Genomic DNA, 20651 nt, shown 5'->3' with positions numbered 1-20651 from the left:
GGACGACCGAAATGCACTATTCCACCGACCGGCTGATATTCATTCCGGACGACGTCGATCTCGCCCGGTCGCCGCTGGCGGGGCACTTCGACGCCGAAACCTATGTGCTTGGCGCATTCAACCCCGGGCTGACGCGTCTCGCCAACGGCAATCTGCTGATGGTGGTCCGGGTGGCGGAGGCGCTGCGTCATCCGATCCGCGACGGCCACGTCCATGCGATCCGCTGGACCGACGAGGACGGCGCGCCGCGCTACGTGCTCGACGCCTGGCCGCTCGAACATGCCGACACCGCCGATCCCCGCAAGTTCATGCTCCATGGCGGCGGGTGGAAGATCATGGCGCTGACGTCATTGTCATGGCTGCTCCCCGTCGAACTCAGCGCCGATGGGCTGGAGGTCGTCGCGATCCATTATGACCGGGCCATCGCGCCCGGCTACAGCTTCCAGTGCTACGGCCTGGAGGACGCCCGCATCTCGCGGGTGGGCGATCGCTATCTGATGACAACCTGTTCGGTCAGCCCGGAACGCCATTCGACGACGTTGTACAGTTCGGACGATGGGCTCGACTGGCGCTTCGAGGCGATCGTTCTCGATCACCAGAACAAGGACATGCTGATCTTCGAGGGGCTGATCGACGGGCAATATTGGGCGCAGACCCGTCCGCTGGGCGATCTGTATTTCGCCTATCCGCCTGGCAGCGACTGGCGCGCGGGGCCTTCGATCAACCTCGCGACCTCTCCCGATGCGCTGCACTGGAAGCCGCATCTTCGACCGGGCATCAGGCCGCATGCCGGGACGGTAGCAACCGCCCGCATGGGAGGCGGCACCCCGCCGGTGCTGACAGAGCGGGGCTGGCTTTCCCTCTGGCACGGCGTCGAGCCGAGCGGGATAGTGGGCATCTACCGCACCTATTGGTCGATCATGGATGCGAAGGATCCTTCGAAGGTCGTCGCCACCGATCATGCGCCGCTGCTGGAGGCCAACCCCGATCTGACGATGCCGGTCGATCATCAGCTCTATATTCGCGACGTCGTCTTCACGACAGGTATAGCCGACAGCGGCGACCATTTCATCGTCGCGTCCGGAGAATGCGACCTCGCCTGCCGGATCACACATGTTCCGAAAGTGCATTTCACGCTCTGAGGATTTGTTGCGGCGCAGCGGGCGGACGGCTCAAGCACCCATAGCGCGGGGACGCAGTCTCCGACTCCTGCAACAAAAATCCTCGCTTTTTGTTTTCCCTCACGCGCGACGAGCGAATTATCAACTGATCTGGATCAGTGTGAAACACGGTGTTGCGCCGCAACCTTTCGCGCCCGCGAGCATTTATCCGTTGAAGTCCCGAAGCCAGCTGCGGAGGGGAGCGGGAGTAGGCGCGAAATGAAAGATGTCCGGCGGGTCAATCATATCGCTATCATCGGCAATCATCCGCCACGCCGCTGCGGAATCGCCACCTTCACCGATGATGTCCGGCAAGCGCTGACTGCCGCGCGATCCGATCTCCGCGCGGATCTCTACGCGATGGACGAGCCCGGCTCTCTCCACGCATATCCCGATCATGTCGTCTGCCAGATATCGCAGAACGACCTGGCCGACTATCGCGCGGCGGCGCGGCGCATCAATGACAGCGGCGCGCAGATGGTTTGCGTCCAGCACGAATATGGTATTTTCGGCGGGTCCGCCGGGGTGCTGCTGTTTCAGTTGCTCGATCACGTCCAGCTGCCTGTCGTGGTCACGCTCCATACAGTGCTCGAACATCCCGATCCGGACCAGCGCGAAGTGATCGAGCGCTTGGCATGCCGTGCATCGAAGCTGATCGTCATGGCTGAAAAGGGCCGAACGCTTCTCGAACAGATCCACGGCATAGCGCACGATAAGATCGCGGTCGTGCCGCATGGCGTGCCCGACCGCCCGTTGGCGGATATCGAATCGGCCAAGCGCCGCTTCGGCTTCGAGGGGCGCCGGATATTGCTGACCTTCGGACTGTTGTCGCCGAACAAGGGGATCGAGACGATCATCCGGGCGTTGCCGGCGATAACCGCGCAGCATCCTGACGCTCTGTACGTAGTGTTGGGCGCAACCCATCCGCATCTCGTAGCGCGCGACGGCGAAACTTATCGCGAGAGCATCGCGCAGCTCGCCCGCGATCTGGGCGTTGAGCGCCACGTCCGCTTCATCAATGCCTTCACCGAGACAGAAGAGCTGCTCGATTATCTCGAGGCGGTCGACATCTATGTCACCCCCTATCTTCACGAGGCGCAAATCACGAGCGGAACGCTTTCCTATGCGGTGGCGCTGGGCAAACCGGTTGTCTCCTCCCCCTATTGGCATGCCGTGGAGGTGGTGACGCCCGAAACGGGCGCGCTTGCGCCGTTCGGCGATCATGATGCCTTCGCGCGTGAGATATCCGCGCTGCTCGCCGATGATGCCCGCCAGGAGCGGGCGCGCAAGACCGCTTATGACCTTGGCCGCACGATGATCTGGCCGCGCCTTGCCAAAGCCTATCTGGAGATATTCGATATGGCGGTTTCGCAACATCCCGTGCGTTTGCCCGTCGCCTTGCGCCATCCGCGCGCCGAAGTGCGCCTCGACGGCGTCGAGCAACTGACCGACAGCTGCGGCATGATGCAGCATTCGATCTTTTCCATCCCTGATCGTAACCACGGCTATTGCGTCGATGACAACGCGCGCGCACTGATCCTGATGCACCGGCTCGGCGGCGCACGTTCGACGCGCAGCGAGGAACTGGCGACAATCTATGCGTCCTTCGTGCAGCATGCCTGGAATCCGGGAGATGGCGCATTCCGCAACTTCATGTCCTATGACCGCCGCTGGCTCGAAGCGGTGGGATCGCAGGACAGTTTCGGACGCTCGATCTGGGCGGTGGGCGTCACCGCCGATGAAGCCGGACGCGCCGATCTCCGGCGCTGGGCGGGGCATTTGTTCGACCAGGCCGCGCCGCATGCGCTGAAGCTCGACGGCTTGCGTTCCGGCGCCTTCGCCTTGCTCGGCGCGGTGTCGATGCTGAAGGCGGTGCCGGCGCATGCCAATGCGCGGGCGATCGTCGAGCATTTCGGACGGCGGCTGCATGACGCGCTGGTCGAGTGCCGGCGTCCGGACTGGCGCTGGTTCGAACCGGTTTTGGCCTATGACAATGCCCGGCTGCCAGAGGCGCTACTGCTGGCGGGTCAGTTGCTGGCAAATGTCGCGATGACCGAAGACGCGCTCGACGCGCTCGATTGGCTCGACACGGTGCAGACTGCCAAGGCCGGGCATTTTCGCGCGGTCGGCACCGAAAGCTTTGGCCGCGCCTTCGCGCCGCCGATGATCTATGACCAGCAGCCGCTCGAGGCCTGGGCCAGCGTGGATGCTGCGATCACGGCGCTCGAGGTCACCGGTGATCCGCGTTGGCGCGAAAGCGCGATGCGTGCCTGGCGCTGGTATCTCGGCGAAAACGACCTTGGCCAGCCGATGGCATCCATAGCCGAGGGCAGTTGCTTCGATGGGCTGATGGCCGACCGGCCCAATCTCAACACCGGTGCAGAATCGGTTCTGGCCTTTCAGCTGGCTTGTTGCGCCATCGTAAAAATATCGGGAACCGCCGACGGCGCGGAGCATTCCGAAGCTGGTGCGGTCGCTGTCTGACGGTCAGCCGCCGCCCGGACGAGGGGAGTCGGCGCGTTTTGGTAGAAGTCATTCACACGGCGATGCGCCTGCAGGCGGATGCCTCGCGCGTCGTCGTCAGGCCGTTTCACCTGCCGATTGATCCGGCCAATCCCTATGGCGGGAGGGTCGGCCGCATCGTCAATGAGGTGCTGGCCTTCGACGAGCGGCAGGCCGAAAGCGTGCTCCAGCTCGTCTTCAAGGATTTCGAGACCCGTCACTGGCAAACCCGCAGCGTCTTCAACGAACGCTATGGGCAGATCGCCCGGGCGCTGAACCTGAACGGCGCGGTGTCGCCGGTTCAGAAGCAACTGATCGGCGCCTATTTCTGCCACGAATACAGCTACGCCGCCGCGGCGCTGATGAATCCCAGCATCGTTCTGCATCCCGATCAATCGGGCCTGTCGCCCGGGTCGCGGCGGGTGATCATGTCGCTGCGCGCGGTGGGCGAGGGGCATATCAGCTCGATCGCCTTCCGCGAGGGGATATTGTCGCCCGGTGCGGAATTCGAATTGGGCCCCGAGCCGCCCTTCGCCATAGCCGCGGCGCTCGGCCGCAACGTTCATAATCTGGGCGGCGACGAACTGATCGAGATTCACCGCCATGAGGACTCGACGATATCGGGAACGCTGATCTTTCCGATCACCCGGGAACAGTCGAACGGGCTGGAGGATCTGCGCCTCCTGCAGTTCACCCATGACGACGATTCGGTGGAATGGATCGGCACCTACACCGCCTATGACGGCCGGACGATCCGCTCCGAGTTCCTGCGGACAAGCGATTTCCGGAGCTTCCGCATGCAACCGATCCGCGGCAGCGCCGCCCGCAACAAGGGCATGGCGCTGTTTCCGCGGACGATCGGCGGCGAATATATGATGATCGGCCGCCAGGACGGCGAAAATCTGTTCCTCATCCGGTCGCCCGAGATCGACAACTGGGCCGAGGGCGAATTGCTGATCGCACCCAAATATCCGTGGGAGACGGTGCAGATCGGTAATTGCGGCGCGCCGATCGAGCTCGACGAAGGCTGGCTGCTGCTGACGCATGGCGTCGGCGCGATGCGCAAATATTCGATCGGCGCGATCCTGCTGGACAAGCAGGATCCGTCGAAGGTGCTGGGCCGCACGGTCGACCCGGTGCTCGCCCCGGGCGATGAGGACCGCGAGGGCTATGTTCCCAACGTCGTCTACACCTGCGGCGCGCTCAAGCATGGCGACCTGCTGTTCATTCCCTATGGCGTGGCCGACAGCTCGGTTGCCTTCGCCTTCATCCCGATCGACTCGCTGCTGGCGGCGATGGGTTAGGGAAGCGCATCCAAGCGTGATGCGACCAATGCCGGTTGACATTCGCCACCCCCGACGCCATTGCCGCGCTCCTCTGGCCCGATGGCGGAGTGGTTACGCAGAGGACTGCAAATCCTTGCACGCCGGTTCGATTCCGGCTCGGGCCTCCACTTCCTTCCCGATGATGTGCTGACCCGCGCTGGCTCCGCAGCGGAGGAGATCGCGCTTGGCGCGGATGCCGCGACGCGATAAAGCCTTGAACCGTGCCCTACTGTATTGTAGGTGTAAGACACTAGATAGCGGGAATCCCTAGTGACCGAGCAAAATTTCGAGCAGATGCGTCGTGCCATGGTGGTCAGTCAGCTGCGGACCACCGGCGTCAGCGACGCCCGCGTCGTGACCGCGATGGGCGAAGTGGCGCGCGAGCGCTTCGTGCCCGCCGACAAGAAGCATATCGCCTATGCCGATATCGCCCTGCCGCTAGGCGGTGGCCGTGCGCTCAATCCGCCGATGGTGACCGGCCGGCTGTTGACCGAGGCGGCGGTCGCCGCGGGCGAAACCGTCCTCGTCGTCGGCGCCGCCACGGGTTACACCGTAGCGGTGCTCGAAAAGCTCGGCGCGACGGTGGTCGCGGTGGAAGAGGATGGCGATCTGTTCGCGGCGGGCGAGGAGGCCACGCCGGGCGCTGCCTGGGTCAAGGGTCCGCTTGCAGCCGGCAGCAAGAAGGGCGCCCCCTATACGCTGATCGTCCTCGACGGCGCGGTGGAGCAGGTTCCGCAAGCGCTGATCGACCAGCTTGCCGACGGCGGCCGGCTGGTCGGTGCGTTGATCGATAATGGCGTGTCGCGGCTCGTGTCCGGCGTGCGCGCCGGGCAGGGCTTCGGCGTCAAGGCGTTCGCCGACGCCGACGCCGCGCCGCTCCCGGGTTTTGCCACCCCGGCGGCGTTCAGCTTCTGACAGGGATGGTCCGGGTGAAGTTCAAGCAGGTGCGTGAAAGGGCGGCGCCGCGCCGCTGGGGTGTGTCGATCGCGGCGGTCATCGCGGCGGGCTTGCCCGTCGCGGCATCCGCCGACACGCTGCGCGACGCGCTCGCCCAGACCTATGTCTCGAATCCCACTCTGACAGGCGCGCGCGCCGGCCTGCGGGCGACCGACGAGGATGTCGCGATCGCTCGGGCACAGGGCCTGCCCGACGTCAGCGCCGCCGCTTCCTATAATCGCTTCGTCAAGCGCTCGGCCAACAGCTTCACCTCGCCGAAGAAGTCGATCGGCGGCTCGGTGACCGCGACGGTACCGCTGTTCGAAGGCGGGTTCGTGCGCAACTCGATCAAGGCCGCCAAGGCTCGGGTCGAGCAGGGCCGCGCCAGCCTGCAGGCGACCGAGGGCGACGTGTTCACCGCCGCCGTGGCGGCTTATATGGACGTGATCCGGGACAGCGCGATCGTCGATCTCAACGCCGGCAATGTGAAGGTCCTTCAGACCAATGTGCAGGCTAGCAAGGATCGTTTCCAGGTCGGCGATCAGACCCGTACCGACGTCGCTCAGTCCGAGGCGCGTCTGTCGGTCGCTCGCAGCAGCCTCCAGCGTGCTCAAGCCGAACTCGACAACAGTCGCCAGACCTATCTCGAGGTGATCGGCAAGTTCCCCGATAATCTCGAAGCGCCGCCGCCGCTGCCGGGTTTGCCAGCTCTGTCCGACGACGCGGTCGAAATCGCGGTCGCCAATAATCCCGATCTTGCCGCCGCCAAGCAGGCCGCGCGCGCCGCCGAATATGACATCGGTATCGCCCGTGCCCAACGGATGCCGCGGCTTCAGGCGTTCGGCACCGGCGACTATACCGATTATCAGGGCACGCTGGCCGGTGGCGCGGCGGGTGTCCGGCAGGTCGACAAGACCGCGACGGTTGGACTTCAAGCACAAATCCCGATCTTCCAGGGCGGCGAGCCCGGTGCGCGCGTGCGGCAGGCGCAGGCACGCAAGGGACAGGCGATCGAGGCGCAGACCGCCGCCGAACGCGCGGTGATTGCCGACGCACGCGTGGCTTTCTCGCGCTATCAGGCCGCCCTCGCGACGATCGATTCGTCGCTCCAAGCCGTGTCGGCCAACGAACTCGCTCTTGAAGGCGTGCGCGCCGAACAGAGCGTTGGCAGCCGTAACGTCCTCGACGTTCTCAACGCTGAGCAGGAACTGCTCAACTCGCGTTCCGATCTCGTAACTGCCAAGCGCGACGCCTATGTCGCCGGCTTCGCGCTGCTCGCGGCGATGGGACGTGCGCAGGCGAAGGACCTCGGCCTCGATGGCGGCTCGCTCTACGATCCGATCGCCAACTATAAGCGGGTGAACAGCCGCATCTGGGATTGGGACGAAGACCCCAAGCCGAAGCCGGTCGCGACCACCACCAAGGGTCAGCCGAGCGTTTCGGCGGTGCCGCCCTACACGCCGGTAGCAACGCCGAAAAAATAGCCTATAATCGGGACCATGGCCGACGCGCGTCCCGAACCATCGATGGAAGACATCCTCGCTTCCATCAAACGCATCATTTCCGATGATCAAAGCCCGCCGCCGCAGGCCGCGGCGCCGTCGCCAATCCGGCAGGAGCCGCCCTCGGCTCCGCCGCGCAGCGTTGGCGCGCCGCTCCCTGGGTGGCCGCGTCCGCAATCGCCGCCCGAGTCGATCCTCGAATTGACCGATCGTGTCCCCAGCCGCGTTCCCGATCGAACCGCCGATGCCGTGCCGCCGCCCCGGCCAGCGCCTGCGCCAGCAGCGGCGCCGGAGCCTGCCGCGCCCGTCCAGCGCGCCGTCGATCGCCTGCGCCACGCGGAGGCCGAGATGGTGCAGCCGGCAGCGCCGCGCCCGGTTCCGCGCGACCTGATGCCGCGCACGCCGACGCCCCGGCCGACCGGTGGCGACATGACTCTCGACGCATTGGTTCGCGACGCGCTCCAGCCGCTGCTTGCCGACTGGATCGAGCGAAACCTGCCCGACATGGTCGAACGGCTGGTACAAGCGGAAATCCGGCGAATGATGGATAAGGACAGCTGATTTTTTCGGTGGTGCTTGTGTACCACCGGACTCATACAGCGCTTGCGTCGGGCGTTATTTTGTCTAGTCTTTAAGCATGCAGAAACTCCCGCTCCTGGCCCTTGGCCTTGCCGCGGGCATCGGCGCCACCGCGCATGCCCGCCCGCTTACCATCGAAGATGTCGCATCGCTGTCGCGCATCGGTTCGGCCGATGTGTCGCCCGACGGACGCTGGCTCGTCTGGGACCAGCGAGAGACCGACATGGCCGCCAACAAAGGCCGGACCGATCTGTGGCGGCTCGATTTGTCGAAGAAGGGTGCCGCACCGGAAAAGCTTGCCGCCGATCCGGCGCTGAGCGAGGCCGCTCCAGCCTTTTCGCCCGATGGGCAATGGGTCTTCTTCACCGCGGCCAAGGGCGACAAGACCGCCTTATGGCGCGTGGCGCTCTCTGGTGGCCCACCCGAACTGGTCGCCGATCAGGACATCAGCGGCTTCAAGGTCGCGCCGACCGGTGACAAGCTGCTCGTCTGGGCCGACCGCCCGGTGGGCGCGAAGTCGCTCGCCGACACCAAGCCCGCCGCCAAGGGTGGCAGCGCGCGGACCTATGACGGCTATTTCATTCGGCATTGGGACACATGGAGCGACGGCCAGCGCTCGCAGATATTCGTGCTGCCGCTGACGGGCGGCAAGGCGGCCGGCGACGGCGTTGCGATCGGCGGCAGGCTGGTCGGCGACACGCCGTCTAAGCCGTTCGGCGACGGGGCCGAGATCGCCTGGAGCAAGGACGGCAAGACCGTTTATTTCACCCTGCGCGAGGCGGGGAAGACCGAGCCGCTGTCGACCAACCTCGACATCTTCGCCGCGCCCGCCGACGGATCGGCGGCCCCGGTCAACCTGACCGACGCCAATGACGCCACCGACACGCTGCCCACCGTGTCGCCCGACGGCAAATGGCTGGCCTATGTCGCGATGAAGCGGCCGACCTATGAAGCCGACCGGCAGGTGATCCAGCTTCGCAACATCGCAACCGGAGAGGTCCGCGCGCTGACCGAGGGCTGGGACCGGTCGGTCGGCAGCTTGACCTGGGCCCAGGACGGCAAGACGCTCTATGTGACCGCTCAGGATACCGGCGACGATCCGGTCTTCGCGGTCTCGGTCGCCACCGGCAAGCCGACCCGTCTGACCGGCGACGGCAGCGCGGGCACGCTGCTCGCGACGCCGAAGGGCTATATCTACACGCTCAACAGCATCACCGCGCCGTCCGACTTTTACATGGGCAGCGGCAAGGGCAAGGCCGTGCGCCTGACCGCGGTCAACAAGGACAAGCTGGCGGGGATCGACATGCCCGCCGTCGAGCATTTCAGCTTCAAAGGCGCGAAGGGCGACACCGTCTGGGCCTATGCGGTGAAGCCCGCGGGCCTCGCCGCCGGGGCCAAGGCACCGGTCGCCTTCCTGATCCATGGCGGGCCGCAGGGCTCGTTTGGCAACGGTTGGTCTTATCGCTGGAATCCGGCGGTGTTCACGGGCGCGGGTTATGGCGCGGTGATGGTCGATTTCCACGGATCGACCGGCTACGGCCAGGCCTTTACCGACGCGATCAACCAGGATTGGGGTGGCAAGCCGCTTGAAGATCTCAAGCTCGGTCTGGCCGCTGCGACCGCCAAATATGCCTGGCTCGACGGCTCCAACGCCTGCGCGGCGGGCGGCTCCTATGGTGGCTACATGGTCAACTGGATCGCCAGCCAGTGGGCCGACGGCTTCAAATGCCTGGTCAGCCATGCCGGCGTCTTCGACGCGCGGGCGATGGCCTATGAGACCGAGGAATTATGGTTCGACGAATGGGAGCATGGCGGCCCCTATTATGAGGTCGCCGCGAACTATGAGAAGTGGAACCCGGTCAACCATGTCACCGCGTGGAAGACCCCGATCCTCGTCCTCCACGGCGAGAAGGACTTCCGCATCCCCTACACCCAGGGGATCGGCGTGTTCACCGCCGCGCAGCGCCGCGGAGTCGAGAGCCGTCTGGTGATGTTCCCCGACGAGAACCATTGGATTCTCAAGCCCAAGAACAGCATCCAATGGTATCAGGAGGTGCTCGGCTGGATGAGCAAGCACATGGGCAAGTGAGGGCTTCCCACTAAATGGGGTGGCGCGGGGGCATGTTCCCCCGCTAAAGCCACCCCCATCATGACGATAGACAAGACGTTCGACCCCGCCGCCATCGAAGCGCGTTGGTACTCCTATTGGGAAGAGCAGGGGCTGTTCCGCCCCGAGCGGCCCGATGCCGATCCTTACACGATCGTCATCCCGCCGCCGAACGTCACCGGCAGCCTGCACATCGGCCATGCGCTCGACGATACGTTGCAGGATGTGCTTATCCGCCACGCCCGCCTGAAGGGCAAGGATGCGCTGTGGGTGGTCGGCACCGATCATGCCGGTATCGCGACCCAGATGGTGGTTGAGCGGCAGTTGAATGCTGCCGGGCAGAAGCGCACCGAGTTTACCCGCGACGATTTCATCGCGAAGGTGTGGGAATGGAAGCAGGAGAGCGGCGGCACGATCACCCGCCAGCTCCGCCGCCTCGGCGCGTCGTGCGACTGGGCGAATGAGCGCTTCACCATGGACGAAGGCTTTTCGAAAGCCGTCCTCAAGGTGTTCGTCGATCTCTATAACCAGAAGCTGCTCTATCGCGACAAGCGGCTGGTGAACTGGGATCCGGGCCTGAAGACCGCGATCTCCGATCTCGAGGTCGAGACCAAGGAGATCCAGGGCAAGTTCTGGCATTTCTCCTACCCGTTCGCCGACGGCTCGGGCACGATCTCGGTCGCAACGACGCGGCCTGAGACGATGCTTGCCGACATGGCGGTCGCGGTGAATCCGGAGGATGATCGCTACAAGGCGCTGATCGGCAAGCAGGTGAAGCTGCCGATCACCGGTCGCCTGATCCCGATCGTCGCCGACGAGCATGCCGATCCCGAGCTCGGCTCGGGTGCGGTGAAGATCACCCCGGGCCACGACTTCAACGATTTCGAGGTGGGTAAGCGGGCCGGGTTCAAGCCCGCCGAGATGCTCAACATGCTCGATGCCGAAGCGAAGCTGGTCCAGACCTCGGATGGACTGATCCCTGCCGACTATCTCGGCCTCGACAGGTTCGAGGCGCGCAAGAAGGTGGTAGAGGCGATCGACGCCGCTGGCTTGTTGGAGAAGATCGAGGATCGCGTCATCCAGACGCCCTATGGCGACCGCTCGGGCGTGGTCATCGAGCCTTGGCTGACCGACCAATGGTATGTCGATGCCGAGACGCTGGCCAAGCCTGCGATCGAGGCGGTGCGCTCGGGCGCGATCAAGGTCGTGCCTGAAAGCTGGACCAAGACCTATTATAATTGGCTGGAGAATATTCAGCCCTGGTGCGTCTCGCGTCAGCTCTGGTGGGGCCATCAGATCCCAGCCTGGTATGACGAGGATGGCCAGGTCTATGTAGCCGAGGACGAAGCTGGGGCGCAGGAACTTGCCGGCAACAAGAAGATCACCCGCGATAGCGACGTGCTCGACACCTGGTTCTCTTCGGCCCTGTGGCCGTTCGGCACGCTCGGTTGGCCCGAAAAGACCACCACGCTCGACCGCCATTATCCGAATGACGTGCTGATCTCTGGCTTCGACATCCTGTTCTTCTGGGATGCCCGCATGATCATGCAGGGTTTGCACTTAATGGGAGAAGTGCCGTTCAAGACATTGTATCTGCACGGTCTTGTTCGCGCTGCCGATGGCTCGAAGATGTCGAAGTCGAAGGGCAACACGGTCGATCCGCTCGGCCTGATCGACAAATATGGCGCCGATGCGCTGCGCTTCACGCTGACCGCGATGGAGAGCCAGGGGCGCGACATCAAGCTCGATGAGAAGCGGGTCGAAGGGTATCGCAACTTCGCGACGAAGCTGTGGAACGCCGCCCGCTTTGCGCAGAGTAACGGCATCGGCGCGTCGACCTCGATCGAAGCGCCGAAGGCCGAGCTTGCGGTCAACCGCTGGATCATCGCGGAGACGGTGAAGACGGTGCAGGCGCTCGACCTCGCCATCGCCGACCTGCGCTATGACGAGGCGGCGAATACGATCTATCACTTCACCTGGGCCAGCTTCTGCGACTGGTATATCGAGCTGACCAAGCCGCTGCTCGCCGAGGGCGCGGACGAAGGCCAGGCCGCCGAGACCCGCGCGGTCGCAGGCTGGGTGCTCGACCAGATTCTCGTCATGCTACACCCCTTCATGCCCTTCATCACCGAAGAGCTGTGGCATGCGCTGGGCGAACGCGAATATGACATCATCGTCGCGAAATGGCCGATCACCGACGCGCGCGCGATCGATCCGGCGGCCCAGCAGGAGATCGACTGGCTGATCCGTCTGGTGAGCGAAGTCCGTGCGGCCCGCACCGGGCTCAATGTGCCGCCTGGGGCGCGGCTGCCCGCCCATGCGCGCGGCGCGAGCGATGCGACGCGGGCGCGTCTCAAGGCGAACGCGGTCGCGATCGCGCGGCTCGCGCGGCTCGATCTGGCCGAAGGCGACGGCCCAGCTGAGGGCGCAGCGCAGGTGGTGGTCGACGAAGCAACCTATGTCCTACCGCTCCAAGGGGTGATCGATCTCGACGCTGAGAAGGCGCGCTTGTCCAAGGCAATCGCGGCGGCTGAGAAGGAACGCGATAGCCTCGCCGGACGCCTCGGCAACCCGGCCTTCGTCGAGAAGGCGAAACCCGAAGCGGTCGAGAAGGCGCGGGCCGACCATGCCGAGAAGGCCCAGGAAGCAGAGCAGCTGAGTGCGGCACTAGCCCGCCTCGGTTGATCCTGCATGGCGAAAGCGCAGCGTGACCTGATCAACGGGCCGATCGGCCGCACGCTGTTGTTGTTCGCGATGCCGACGCTCGGCGCTAACATCCTCCAGTCGCTCAACGTCTCAATCAACATGGTGTGGATCGGCCGTTTTCTGGGCGAAGGCGCGCTGGCTGCCTCGTCCAACGCCTCCAACATTACCTTCCTGTCTTTTTCCGTTTTCTTTGGTTTCGGCATGGCGGCGTCGGTACTGGTCGGCCAGCATATCGGCCGGAAGGACGTTGATGGCGCGCGGCGCGCGGTGGGGGCGGCAGCGACGCTGTTCCTGCTGATCTCGATGGCTGTAATGGCGCTGGGAATCGGATTGGCCGACTGGCTGCTCCACCTGATGGGCACGCCTGCCGCTGCGCTGCCGGCGGCATCCGCCTATCTGAAGGCCATGTTGGTGGTCGTACCATTCAGCGCGCTCGCCGCCTTGCTGATGATGTCGCTGCGCGGGGCGGGCGATGCGATGACGCCCTTATGGTTCATGATCGTCGCTATTGTCGTCGATGCGGGCCTCAATCCCTTCCTCATCATCGGGATCGGGCCGTTCCCGGCGCTGGGCATCGTCGGGTCGGCGGTGGCGACCTTGATGTCCAGCATGGTTTCGCTCGGCGGCATGTTGTTTGTCGTCTATCGCCGTGACCTGCCGATCCGGCTGCGCGGGCCGGAATGGCGCTATCTTCTTCCCGAACCCGCGCTGCTCCGTCTCATCCTCGCCAAAGGCTCGCTCATGGGGCTGCAGATGCTCGTCATGACGCTGTCGGGGTTGGTGATGGTCGGACTGGTCAACCATGGCGGCGTCTATGCAGCCGCAGCCTATGGCGTGACCTTCCAACTGTGGAACTATGTCCAGATGCCCGCGATGGCGGTGGGGGCAGCGGTCACCGCGATGACGGCGCAGAATATCGGTGCGGGCCGCTGGGACCGGGTCCGCTCGATCGTCAGTGCCGGGATACTCTACAATCTGCTGATGACCGGCGCCGCGATCGCATTGGTGACGCTGTTCGATCGGACGCTGCTCGGACTGTTCCTCGGTAGCCACAGCCCCGCCATTCCCATCGCCGAGAAAATGCACCTGTTGGCGGGATGGAGCCTGTTGTTCGCGGGTATGACGATCATCATGTTCGCCGCGATCCGCGCCAATGGCGTGGTCTCGGGGCCGCTGATCATCATGATCATCTGCCTGTTCGGCGTCAGGCTCGGTTTCGCGACCCTCGCCCAGCGGCAACTCGGCTTCGACGCGCTGTGGTGGGCCTTCCCGTTCAGCTCGATCGTCAACTTGCTGCTGACGTGGGGCTATTATGCGCGCGGAGGGTGGAGAAAGGTGGTGCTTGCCGACCAGGCCAAAGCCGCCGAACATCAGGCTGGCGGACGGCCTCCTGCGCGGTGACTTTCGGTTCTAGTCTTCGAGGCGGGGGGCCATCACGCTGATCGCCTTGGGCGCGACCTTCGCGGTGAAGGGGGTCTTCGCCAGCACCTCGCCGTCGATCGAGATCTTCAGCGGCGGCACCGTCTCCACCCGGATCTCGCGCCCGCGATATTCGACCGTGGTGTCCTTGCGCGCGCGCAGCCGCAAATAGCTGGTGAACCAGCTCCAGCCGAGCTGCGCCGGCGAACGTCCCACCACCACCTGGACCACGATCTCGCCGCTTTGGGGATCGGCCTCGTCGATCAGCTCGACCCCGCCATGATAGGGGCCGTTGGCAATGCGCACCTCGAGCGCGTCGACCTCTTCGCGCACCCCGTCATGGGTGACGATCAGCTTGAACGACCTGAATTTCATCGATTGATAGGCGGCCCATATCAGATAGCCCAGCCGTCCCAGCGTCTTCTTGAGCACCGGCGGGATTCTGCCGCCGATCTTGGTCGACAGACCAATCGCGGCGCAGTTGCAGTAATAATCGTCGTCGATCATGCCCAGATCGATTCGGCGAGGCTTTCCCTCGGCGATGACCTTGATCGCACCGTCGAGATCGAGCGGAATCTCCAGCGATCGTGCGAAGCTGTTGGCGGTGCCCAGTGGCAGGACCGCGAAGACGGTGTCGGTTCCGACCAGCATATCGACCGCGCAGGACAGCGATCCGTCGCCGCCGCCGATGATCAGCATCGGTGGCTTGCGCTTCATGGCCGCCGCGACATGGTTGTCGAGGGTCCCCGGCTCATCAATGGCGATAGCGTCGATCAGCCCGACGCCCGCAGCCCGCAATCCTTCGCGGGCGGCATCGAACTGTTTCCGGCCCTGGCGCGACAGGGCGTTGACGATCAGGACGGCGGAGCGCGGCGTAATATCATCCATATCTGCACCGAACGTCCGAAGACCGTTTCGGATGCAAATCGGTCGAGCTTTTTATGCCTGTCCGCCTTGGCGGGGCGACAGGCTGCCGATAAGGCCGGGGAAGTTGTCCGCCAGCGTCCCGCTCCTGCACAGCGCCATCCGTAGCTCTTCATCGCTCAATGGGGTCACGAACCGGCATCCGGCGCGGTTGCCCGCGATCCAGCGGACATCGACCTCACGCTGGCCGATCAGAGGAACCTCGACCGTGGCGCGGTTGCCCGCGGTCAGAGGGCCCATTCCGCTGACCGCCAGCCCTTTGCAGGAGATATCGGTAACGATGATGTCCGAGATTTGCCCATTCGTCGCCGCGCTGCTGTCGATGGCGAGGTGCAGCCCTTGCCGCATCCGGGTGGCCATGCTGACGCTGTGCCGCGGCTCGCCGCGCTCGTCGGCCGCAGAGCAGCAGATTGCCGCGGTCCGCCGCTGATATCCTAATCGTTGATGTAACATGACGAACTCCTTCATTTCCTGGAGGGTTTTTGGACAGGTTGCTCAGCTGGCCAGAGCCAGCACGATCGCGGCCGTAGCGGGCGCGGCCTGGTTCGAGCGGATCATCAGGCTCCGGGGCGCGGCGTCGCGTGCCACGGCGTCGATGGCGATGCCGGCATCGCGGCCGAAGCGCAGGCCATAGTTGAAGCAATGATCGGGATCATAGCTGGGGTTCAGCGCCTCCGGATCGCACATCGACCCCAGATGCAGGCCGAGCACCGCCCCCGAGCGGCGGTCATAATAGAGACCGCCTGAGGAACCGGGGCTCGAATTGGCCGAGGTCGAGAAAAGGCGGGCGCTGTTGGAGATGTGCATGCCTTCGAGTTCGTAATGTGCGTCGAGGACCGGGAAACGCCGTGCTTCGCCGCGGGTGATGCGGGCCCGCTGATTGTCGATGACTCCCGTCTGAAAGGCGACCAGCTGGACATCGGGCCTGATGGCAGCGTTGACGCTGACTGCGGGGATTTTCGATACTCGCACCGGCTTCGCCAGCTTGAGCACGGCATAATCTCTAGCGCTGTCGCCGCGCATCCGCCGGTCCGCCCATGGCGAGACGGCATATCGGATATTGGCGATCTCGCGGATGCTCTGGTCCCGATTGAACAGGACGAAGATGCAGTTCGCCGGATCGCGTTCGATCGAGCGGTCACCGCGCCAGCCCTGCTCGAAGAAGACATGTGCGGCGGTCATCACGGTGTCGACCGATCCGACGACCCATCCGGTCGCATGAAAGGACAGGCCTCGCGATCCCGGCTGAAGGCATTCGATGCGGCCGAGGCCCTGGAACCGGTCTTCTTCCGCGGGCGACAGGAAGGCGGCTGCCTGGTTGCGATCGTCGGCACCCAGCACCATGGCGGGTGCGCTCGCGGGGGCCAGGAACTGCGCCGCCAGCAGCGCGAGCAGGAGGATGCGGGGAAGGATGCGCAGCGCACCTCCCGAAGGGACCGATTTCGTCATGATGATATCCGCAGGCTGGGTTTTCGGACGTGCGCCGAAGCGCCGAGGGGAGGGCGGCCGTCAACCGCTGGCGGGCACTCTCAACCGCCGTCGCCGCACCGCCAGCGCAATCTCATATTCCGCGCCGTCAACGTGCGGATGCTGCTCCTGGACGAGCCGAAGGAAGGCGGTGGCTGTTTCCAGCAACACCTGTTCCAAGCGTTGGGTCAGATCGATGTCGTTTGGCATATCGGCCTCCTCGACGAACGCATCCGTTTCCCAATGCAGATGCTGGATTAAGAAAAGTAATAATTTCTCAATATTCCCGATCTCTTGTTTGAGATTGGATTGTGATGATAATAAACACCACCGTAACCATCGGCCGCAACAGTCTAATAGTTCTACGTGAATATACGTTCTCAAACGTTTGCAAGTTAGACAGAGGTGGAACGTTATTGGCGAGGTGCTGCGACTTTCGTGTGAAAGCCTGCGAGAATCAGTAGGGATTTGTTAACCCGGAAAAGTTGGCGCGCTGATCTTGTGTCTCCTCTCTCGAGAGCGTGACTTTGCACCCAGGGCCGCCAGCGGCTAAGGACCGCGCATGACTCGGCCCGCCTTTCCCGCGCTCCGCCTGCGCCGCACCCGCCGCCACGGCTGGACCCGCGCCATGTTCGCCGAACATGTGCTGACTCCATCCGACCTGATCTGGCCGCTGTTCATCGCCAATGGCGAGGCGGTGGAGCCGATCTCTGCCTTGCCCGGGGTGTCGCGCTGGCCGCTGGCGCAACTGGCGGATCGCGCGCGCGAGGCGAAGGCGGCTGGCATTCCCTGTCTTGCGCTGTTTCCCAACACGCCGCGCGACCTCCGCAGCGACGACGGGCGTGAGGCGCTCAATCCCGACAATCTGATGTGCCGGGCGATCCGCACGATCAAGGACGCGGTATCCGACATCGGCCTGCTCACCGATGTCGCGCTCGATCCCTATACGAGCCATGGCCATGACGGGCTGGTCGACGCCGGCGGGCATGTTCTGAACGATCCGACCAGCGAGGTGCTGGTCGCGCAGGCGCTGGTCCAGGCCGAGGCGGGCAGCGATATCGTTGCCCCGTCGGACATGATGGACGGGCGGGTCGGCGCGATCCGCGCCGCGCTGGAGGCGGGCGGGCATGTCGATGTCCAGATCATGGCTTATGCCGCCAAATATGCCTCGGCTTTCTATGGCCCGTTCCGCGACGCGGTCGACACGCGCGGCCTGCTGAAGGGCGACAAGAAGGGCTATCAGATGAACCCGGCCAACGCACAGGAGGCGCTGCGCGAAGTGGCGCTGGACCTGGCCGAGGGCGCGGACAGCGTCATGGTCAAGCCGGGGCTGCCCTATCTCGATATCGTCCGGCTGGTGAAGGAGCGGTTCGAGGTGCCGGTGTTCGCTTATCAGGTGTCCGGCGAATATGCGATGATCGAACATGCGGTCGCCGCGGGCGCGGCGGACCGCGACGCGATGGTGATGGAGACGCTGATGGCGTTCAAGCGCGCGGGCGCGTCGGGCGTGCTGACCTATCATGCGCTGCATGCAGCGCGCCTGATGGGCGCATGATCGAGACCGAAAGGCTATTGCTGCGCGGATGGATCGACGCCGACAAGGCGCCTTTCCATGCGATGTGCAACGATCCGGCGGTGATGGAATATCTCGGCCCGCCGATGAGCCGCGAGGATGTCGATGCGGCGACGGCGCGGCAGAACGGTTTGCTTGCGGAAGCCGGCTATTGTTTCTGGGCGGTCGAGCGCAAGGCGGATCGCGCCTTCCTGGGTTTTTGCGGACTGAAGCCGGGCCCGGCGGGCACCCCGATCGAAGGGCGCATCGAGATTGGCTGGCGGCTCGCCGCGGATCATTGGGGCAGGGGCTATGCGCGCGAGGCGGCCGCAGCGAGCCTAACCTGGGGCTGGGCGAACACGCCCGCGGACAGCGTCTGGGCCATCACGGTGACGGGCAACAGCCGCAGCTGGGGGCTGATGGAGCGCCTGGGCATGACCAGACGGCACGAACTCGACTTCGATCATCCGCAACCCGGGCTCGATGAGCGGCTGAAGCGGCATCTAACTTATAGCATCGACCGGCCGGCCGGGACCTGACGGGCTGGTCGGGCAGGGGCGTTGCTAGCCTGGTCCGGCGCGCCTATCTTGATTGCAACAAGATCGAGGTTCCTCCCCATGTCTAGCTATGAAGACCGTCTGAAGGCGCTCCGCGAAGAGTTGGCGCGCCGCAAGCTCGATGGTTTCGTCGTCCCGCTGACCGACGAGCATATGAGCGAATATGTCGGCGGCTATGCGCAGCGCCTGGCCTGGCTCACAGGCTTCCAGGGCTCTGCCGGTTCGGCGGTGGTGCTGCCAGCCGAGGCAGCGATCTTCGTCGACGGCCGCTACACCTTGCAGGTGCGTGAGCAGGTCGACGGCAGGCATTGGAGCTACCAGTCGGTGCCGCAGACGAGCACCGCCGAATGGCTGGAGGCGCATGCCCCCGATGGCGGGCGGATCGGCTATGATCCCTGGCTCCACACACGCAGTTGGGTCAGTGCTGCGCAGAAGGCGCTGGCGAGCAAGGGCGCCGAGCTGGTCGCAGTCGACACCAATCCGGTCGACGCGATCTGGCCCGACCGGCCAGCGCCATCGACGGCGCGGCTGGTGGTCCAGCCTGACGAACTGACCGGCAAGAGCTCTGCCGCCAAACGCGCCGACGTGGCCGACTGGCTGACGGCGAAGAAGGCCGATTCGGCGGTGCTCTCGGCGCTGGATTCGATCGCCTGGACGTTCAACGTCCGCGGCCAGGATGTCGACCGGACCCCGGTCGCGCTGGCCTATGCCATCGTCCATGCCGATGCGACCGCCGATCTCTATGTCGCCCCGGACAAGATCGACGACAATGTCGCCAAGCATCTCGGCAATGGCGTACGGCTGCACCCGCGCGCGGCGTTTGAACCTGCATTGAAGGCGATGGCCGGCAAGACCGTCGCGGTCGACCCCGAACGCGCGGTCGCCGCGATCTTCGAGGCGTTGGCTGGCGGTGGCGCGACGCTGGTCGAGACGCGCGACCCCGTCGTACTGCCCAAGGCGATCAAGAACGCGGTCGAAATCGCCGGGCACAAGGCGGCGCAGGCGCGCGATGGCGCCGCGCTCAGCCGCTTCCTCCACTGGCTGTCGGTCGAGGCGCCGAAGGGCGGTCTCGACGAACTGACGGCGTCGGACAAGCTTCAGGCGTTTCGCGCCGAGACCGGGCTGCTTAAGGATTTGTCGTTCGACACGATCTCGGGCGCGGGGCCCAATGGTGCGGTCGTCCATTACCGCGCAAGCGAGGAGACCAACCGCAGGCTGGAGCCGGGTTCGCTTTATCTGGTCGATTCGGGCGGCCAATATCAGGACGGCACGACCGACGTGACGCGTACCGTCGCGGTGGGCGAGCCCATAGCGGAAATGCGGGATCGCTATACGCGGGTGCTGAAAGGCCATGTCGCGATCGCGCGCGCCGTATTTCCGAAGGGCACCCGCGGCGGGCAGCTCGACATTCTCGCGCGGCAATATCTGTGGGCGGCTGGGCTCGATTATGCGCATGGCACCGGCCATGGCGTCGGCGCCTATCTCTCGGTCCATGAAGGGCCGCAGCGTATCGCCACCTTCGGTGGCGGCGACGAGCCGCTTCAGGCGGGGATGATCCTCTCGAACGAGCCCGGCTATTACAAGACCGGCGAATATGGGATCCGGATCGAGAATCTGATCCTGACAGTCGAGTGCGATATTGCGGGGGCCGAGAAGGACATGCTGGGCTTCGAGACGCTGACTTTCGCTCCCTATGAGCGTGCTTTGATCGATGTCGCCATGCTCGATGCGGGCGAGATCGCGTGGATCGACGCCTATCATGCGCGGGTACGCGAGATCGTCGGTCCGCAGCTGTCGGGGGAGGCGGCTGGCTGGCTCGACAGGGCTACCGCGCCGCTGCTTGAAAGCGTCACCGCACCGGCATAAAAATCCCCTGTCCGTACGCGGCGAGTCGGTGCCGCGACGGGTTGGGCCG

The 20651-nt window shown here is 64.7% G+C and carries 16 protein-coding genes and 1 tRNA gene; 13 read left to right on the top strand and 4 right to left on the bottom strand.

What is annotated here, in order from left to right; all coding sequences use genetic code 11:
* Positions 1-11 precede the first annotated feature (11 nt).
* The 10 genes from ASE00_RS06805 to ASE00_RS06760 all read left to right on the top strand — a co-directional run bounded on the left by ASE00_RS06805 (position 12) and on the right by ASE00_RS06760 (position 14218).
* Positions 12-1142, top strand: a complete 1131-nt coding sequence (locus ASE00_RS06805; RefSeq protein ID WP_056378420.1) for a glycosidase — start codon at positions 12-14, stop codon at positions 1140-1142.
* Between the two features lie 237 nt (positions 1143-1379).
* A complete protein-coding gene (locus ASE00_RS06800; RefSeq protein WP_056378418.1) occupies positions 1380-3644 on the top strand; it encodes a glycosyltransferase family 4 protein in 2265 nt (754 codons plus the stop codon).
* Positions 3645-3706: 62 nt separating this feature from the next.
* Complete coding sequence (locus tag ASE00_RS06795) at positions 3707-4966, top strand: glycoside hydrolase family 130 protein (protein ID WP_056378416.1); 1260 nt, start codon at positions 3707-3709, stop codon at positions 4964-4966.
* A 75-nt stretch (positions 4967-5041) separates the two neighbouring features.
* Positions 5042-5115, top strand: a tRNA-Cys gene (locus ASE00_RS06790).
* Between the two features lie 142 nt (positions 5116-5257).
* Complete coding sequence (locus tag ASE00_RS06785) at positions 5258-5902, top strand: protein-L-isoaspartate O-methyltransferase family protein (protein WP_056378414.1); 645 nt, start codon at positions 5258-5260, stop codon at positions 5900-5902.
* 14 nt (positions 5903-5916) lie between these two features.
* Positions 5917-7407: a TolC family outer membrane protein gene (locus tag ASE00_RS06780; RefSeq protein WP_235538556.1), complete on the top strand. Its 1491-nt coding sequence runs from the start codon at positions 5917-5919 to the stop codon at positions 7405-7407.
* Positions 7408-7422: 15 nt separating this feature from the next.
* Positions 7423-7986: a DUF2497 domain-containing protein gene (locus ASE00_RS06775; RefSeq protein ID WP_056378410.1), complete on the top strand. Its 564-nt coding sequence runs from the start codon at positions 7423-7425 to the stop codon at positions 7984-7986.
* Positions 7987-8062: 76 nt separating this feature from the next.
* Entirely contained in the window at positions 8063-10093 is a 2031-nt protein-coding gene (locus ASE00_RS06770; RefSeq protein WP_056378409.1) for an alpha/beta hydrolase family protein, read from the top strand.
* Between the two features lie 60 nt (positions 10094-10153).
* Positions 10154-12796, top strand: coding sequence for a valine--tRNA ligase (locus tag ASE00_RS06765; RefSeq protein WP_056378407.1), 2643 nt, complete (start codon positions 10154-10156; stop codon positions 12794-12796).
* A gap of 6 nt (positions 12797-12802) precedes the next feature.
* Positions 12803-14218: an MATE family efflux transporter gene (locus ASE00_RS06760; protein ID WP_056378406.1), complete on the top strand. Its 1416-nt coding sequence runs from the start codon at positions 12803-12805 to the stop codon at positions 14216-14218.
* Between the two features lie 9 nt (positions 14219-14227).
* On the opposite strand, the gene ASE00_RS06755 is transcribed toward ASE00_RS06760, so the two are convergent.
* The 4 genes from ASE00_RS06755 to ASE00_RS23340 form a co-directional block, all read right to left on the bottom strand.
* Positions 14228-15124, bottom strand: a complete 897-nt coding sequence (locus ASE00_RS06755; RefSeq protein ID WP_056378404.1) for a diacylglycerol/lipid kinase family protein — start codon at positions 15122-15124, stop codon at positions 14228-14230.
* Between the two features lie 51 nt (positions 15125-15175).
* Positions 15176-15520, bottom strand: a complete 345-nt coding sequence (locus ASE00_RS06750; RefSeq protein WP_162256418.1) for a PilZ domain-containing protein — start codon at positions 15518-15520, stop codon at positions 15176-15178.
* A 135-nt stretch (positions 15521-15655) separates the two neighbouring features.
* Positions 15656-16609, bottom strand: a complete 954-nt coding sequence (locus ASE00_RS06745) for a trypsin-like serine peptidase (protein WP_056378400.1) — start codon at positions 16607-16609, stop codon at positions 15656-15658.
* A 60-nt stretch (positions 16610-16669) separates the two neighbouring features.
* Positions 16670-16837 (bottom strand): hypothetical protein, encoded by a 168-nt coding sequence (locus ASE00_RS23340; protein ID WP_156405296.1) that lies wholly within the window; start codon positions 16835-16837, stop codon positions 16670-16672.
* A gap of 352 nt (positions 16838-17189) precedes the next feature.
* Between ASE00_RS23340 and hemB the strand changes: the two genes are divergently transcribed.
* The 3 genes from hemB to ASE00_RS06730 all read left to right on the top strand — a co-directional run bounded on the left by hemB (position 17190) and on the right by ASE00_RS06730 (position 20602).
* Entirely contained in the window at positions 17190-18182 is a 993-nt protein-coding gene (gene hemB / locus ASE00_RS06740) for a porphobilinogen synthase (protein WP_056378398.1), read from the top strand.
* Complete coding sequence (locus tag ASE00_RS06735; RefSeq protein ID WP_056378396.1) at positions 18179-18718, top strand: GNAT family N-acetyltransferase; 540 nt, start codon at positions 18179-18181, stop codon at positions 18716-18718. Before hemB ends, ASE00_RS06735 begins: the two co-directional genes overlap by 4 nt.
* 78 nt (positions 18719-18796) lie before the next feature.
* Complete coding sequence (locus ASE00_RS06730; RefSeq protein WP_056378394.1) at positions 18797-20602, top strand: aminopeptidase P family protein; 1806 nt, start codon at positions 18797-18799, stop codon at positions 20600-20602.
* Positions 20603-20651: the final 49 nt, after the last annotated feature.

It is taken from the genome of Sphingomonas sp. Root710, from assembly GCF_001429065.1.
In the GTDB taxonomy this organism is placed as follows: Bacteria; Pseudomonadota; Alphaproteobacteria; order Sphingomonadales; family Sphingomonadaceae; genus Rhizorhabdus.
The sequence above is the reverse complement of the archived record's forward strand: the minus strand, read 5'-3'. Positions and strand labels throughout refer to the sequence as shown.

Excerpts from the sequence above, each read along its gene's own strand:
- ASE00_RS06735 (WP_056378396.1), top strand. The coding sequence starts at position 18,179 with ATGATCGAGACCGAAAGGCTATTGCTGCGCGGATGGATCGACGCCGAC.
- ASE00_RS06805 (WP_056378420.1), top strand. The coding sequence starts at position 12 with ATGCACTATTCCACCGACCGGCTGATATTCATTCCGGACGACGTCGAT.
- ASE00_RS06770 (WP_056378409.1), top strand. The coding sequence starts at position 8,063 with ATGCAGAAACTCCCGCTCCTGGCCCTTGGCCTTGCCGCGGGCATCGGC.
- ASE00_RS06730 (WP_056378394.1), top strand. The coding sequence starts at position 18,797 with ATGTCTAGCTATGAAGACCGTCTGAAGGCGCTCCGCGAAGAGTTGGCG.
- ASE00_RS06745 (WP_056378400.1), bottom strand. The coding sequence starts at position 16,609 with ATGACGAAATCGGTCCCTTCGGGAGGTGCGCTGCGCATCCTTCCCCGC.
- hemB (WP_056378398.1), top strand. The coding sequence starts at position 17,190 with ATGACTCGGCCCGCCTTTCCCGCGCTCCGCCTGCGCCGCACCCGCCGC.
- ASE00_RS06750 (WP_162256418.1), bottom strand. The coding sequence starts at position 15,520 with ATGGCCACCCGGATGCGGCAAGGGCTGCACCTCGCCATCGACAGCAGC.
- ASE00_RS06765 (WP_056378407.1), top strand. The coding sequence starts at position 10,154 with ATGACGATAGACAAGACGTTCGACCCCGCCGCCATCGAAGCGCGTTGG.
- ASE00_RS06760 (WP_056378406.1), top strand. The coding sequence starts at position 12,803 with ATGGCGAAAGCGCAGCGTGACCTGATCAACGGGCCGATCGGCCGCACG.
- ASE00_RS06755 (WP_056378404.1), bottom strand. The coding sequence starts at position 15,124 with ATGGATGATATTACGCCGCGCTCCGCCGTCCTGATCGTCAACGCCCTG.
- ASE00_RS23340 (WP_156405296.1), bottom strand. The coding sequence starts at position 16,837 with ATGCCAAACGACATCGATCTGACCCAACGCTTGGAACAGGTGTTGCTG.
- ASE00_RS06800 (WP_056378418.1), top strand. The coding sequence starts at position 1,380 with ATGAAAGATGTCCGGCGGGTCAATCATATCGCTATCATCGGCAATCAT.
- ASE00_RS06775 (WP_056378410.1), top strand. The coding sequence starts at position 7,423 with ATGGCCGACGCGCGTCCCGAACCATCGATGGAAGACATCCTCGCTTCC.
- ASE00_RS06795 (WP_056378416.1), top strand. The coding sequence starts at position 3,707 with ATGCGCCTGCAGGCGGATGCCTCGCGCGTCGTCGTCAGGCCGTTTCAC.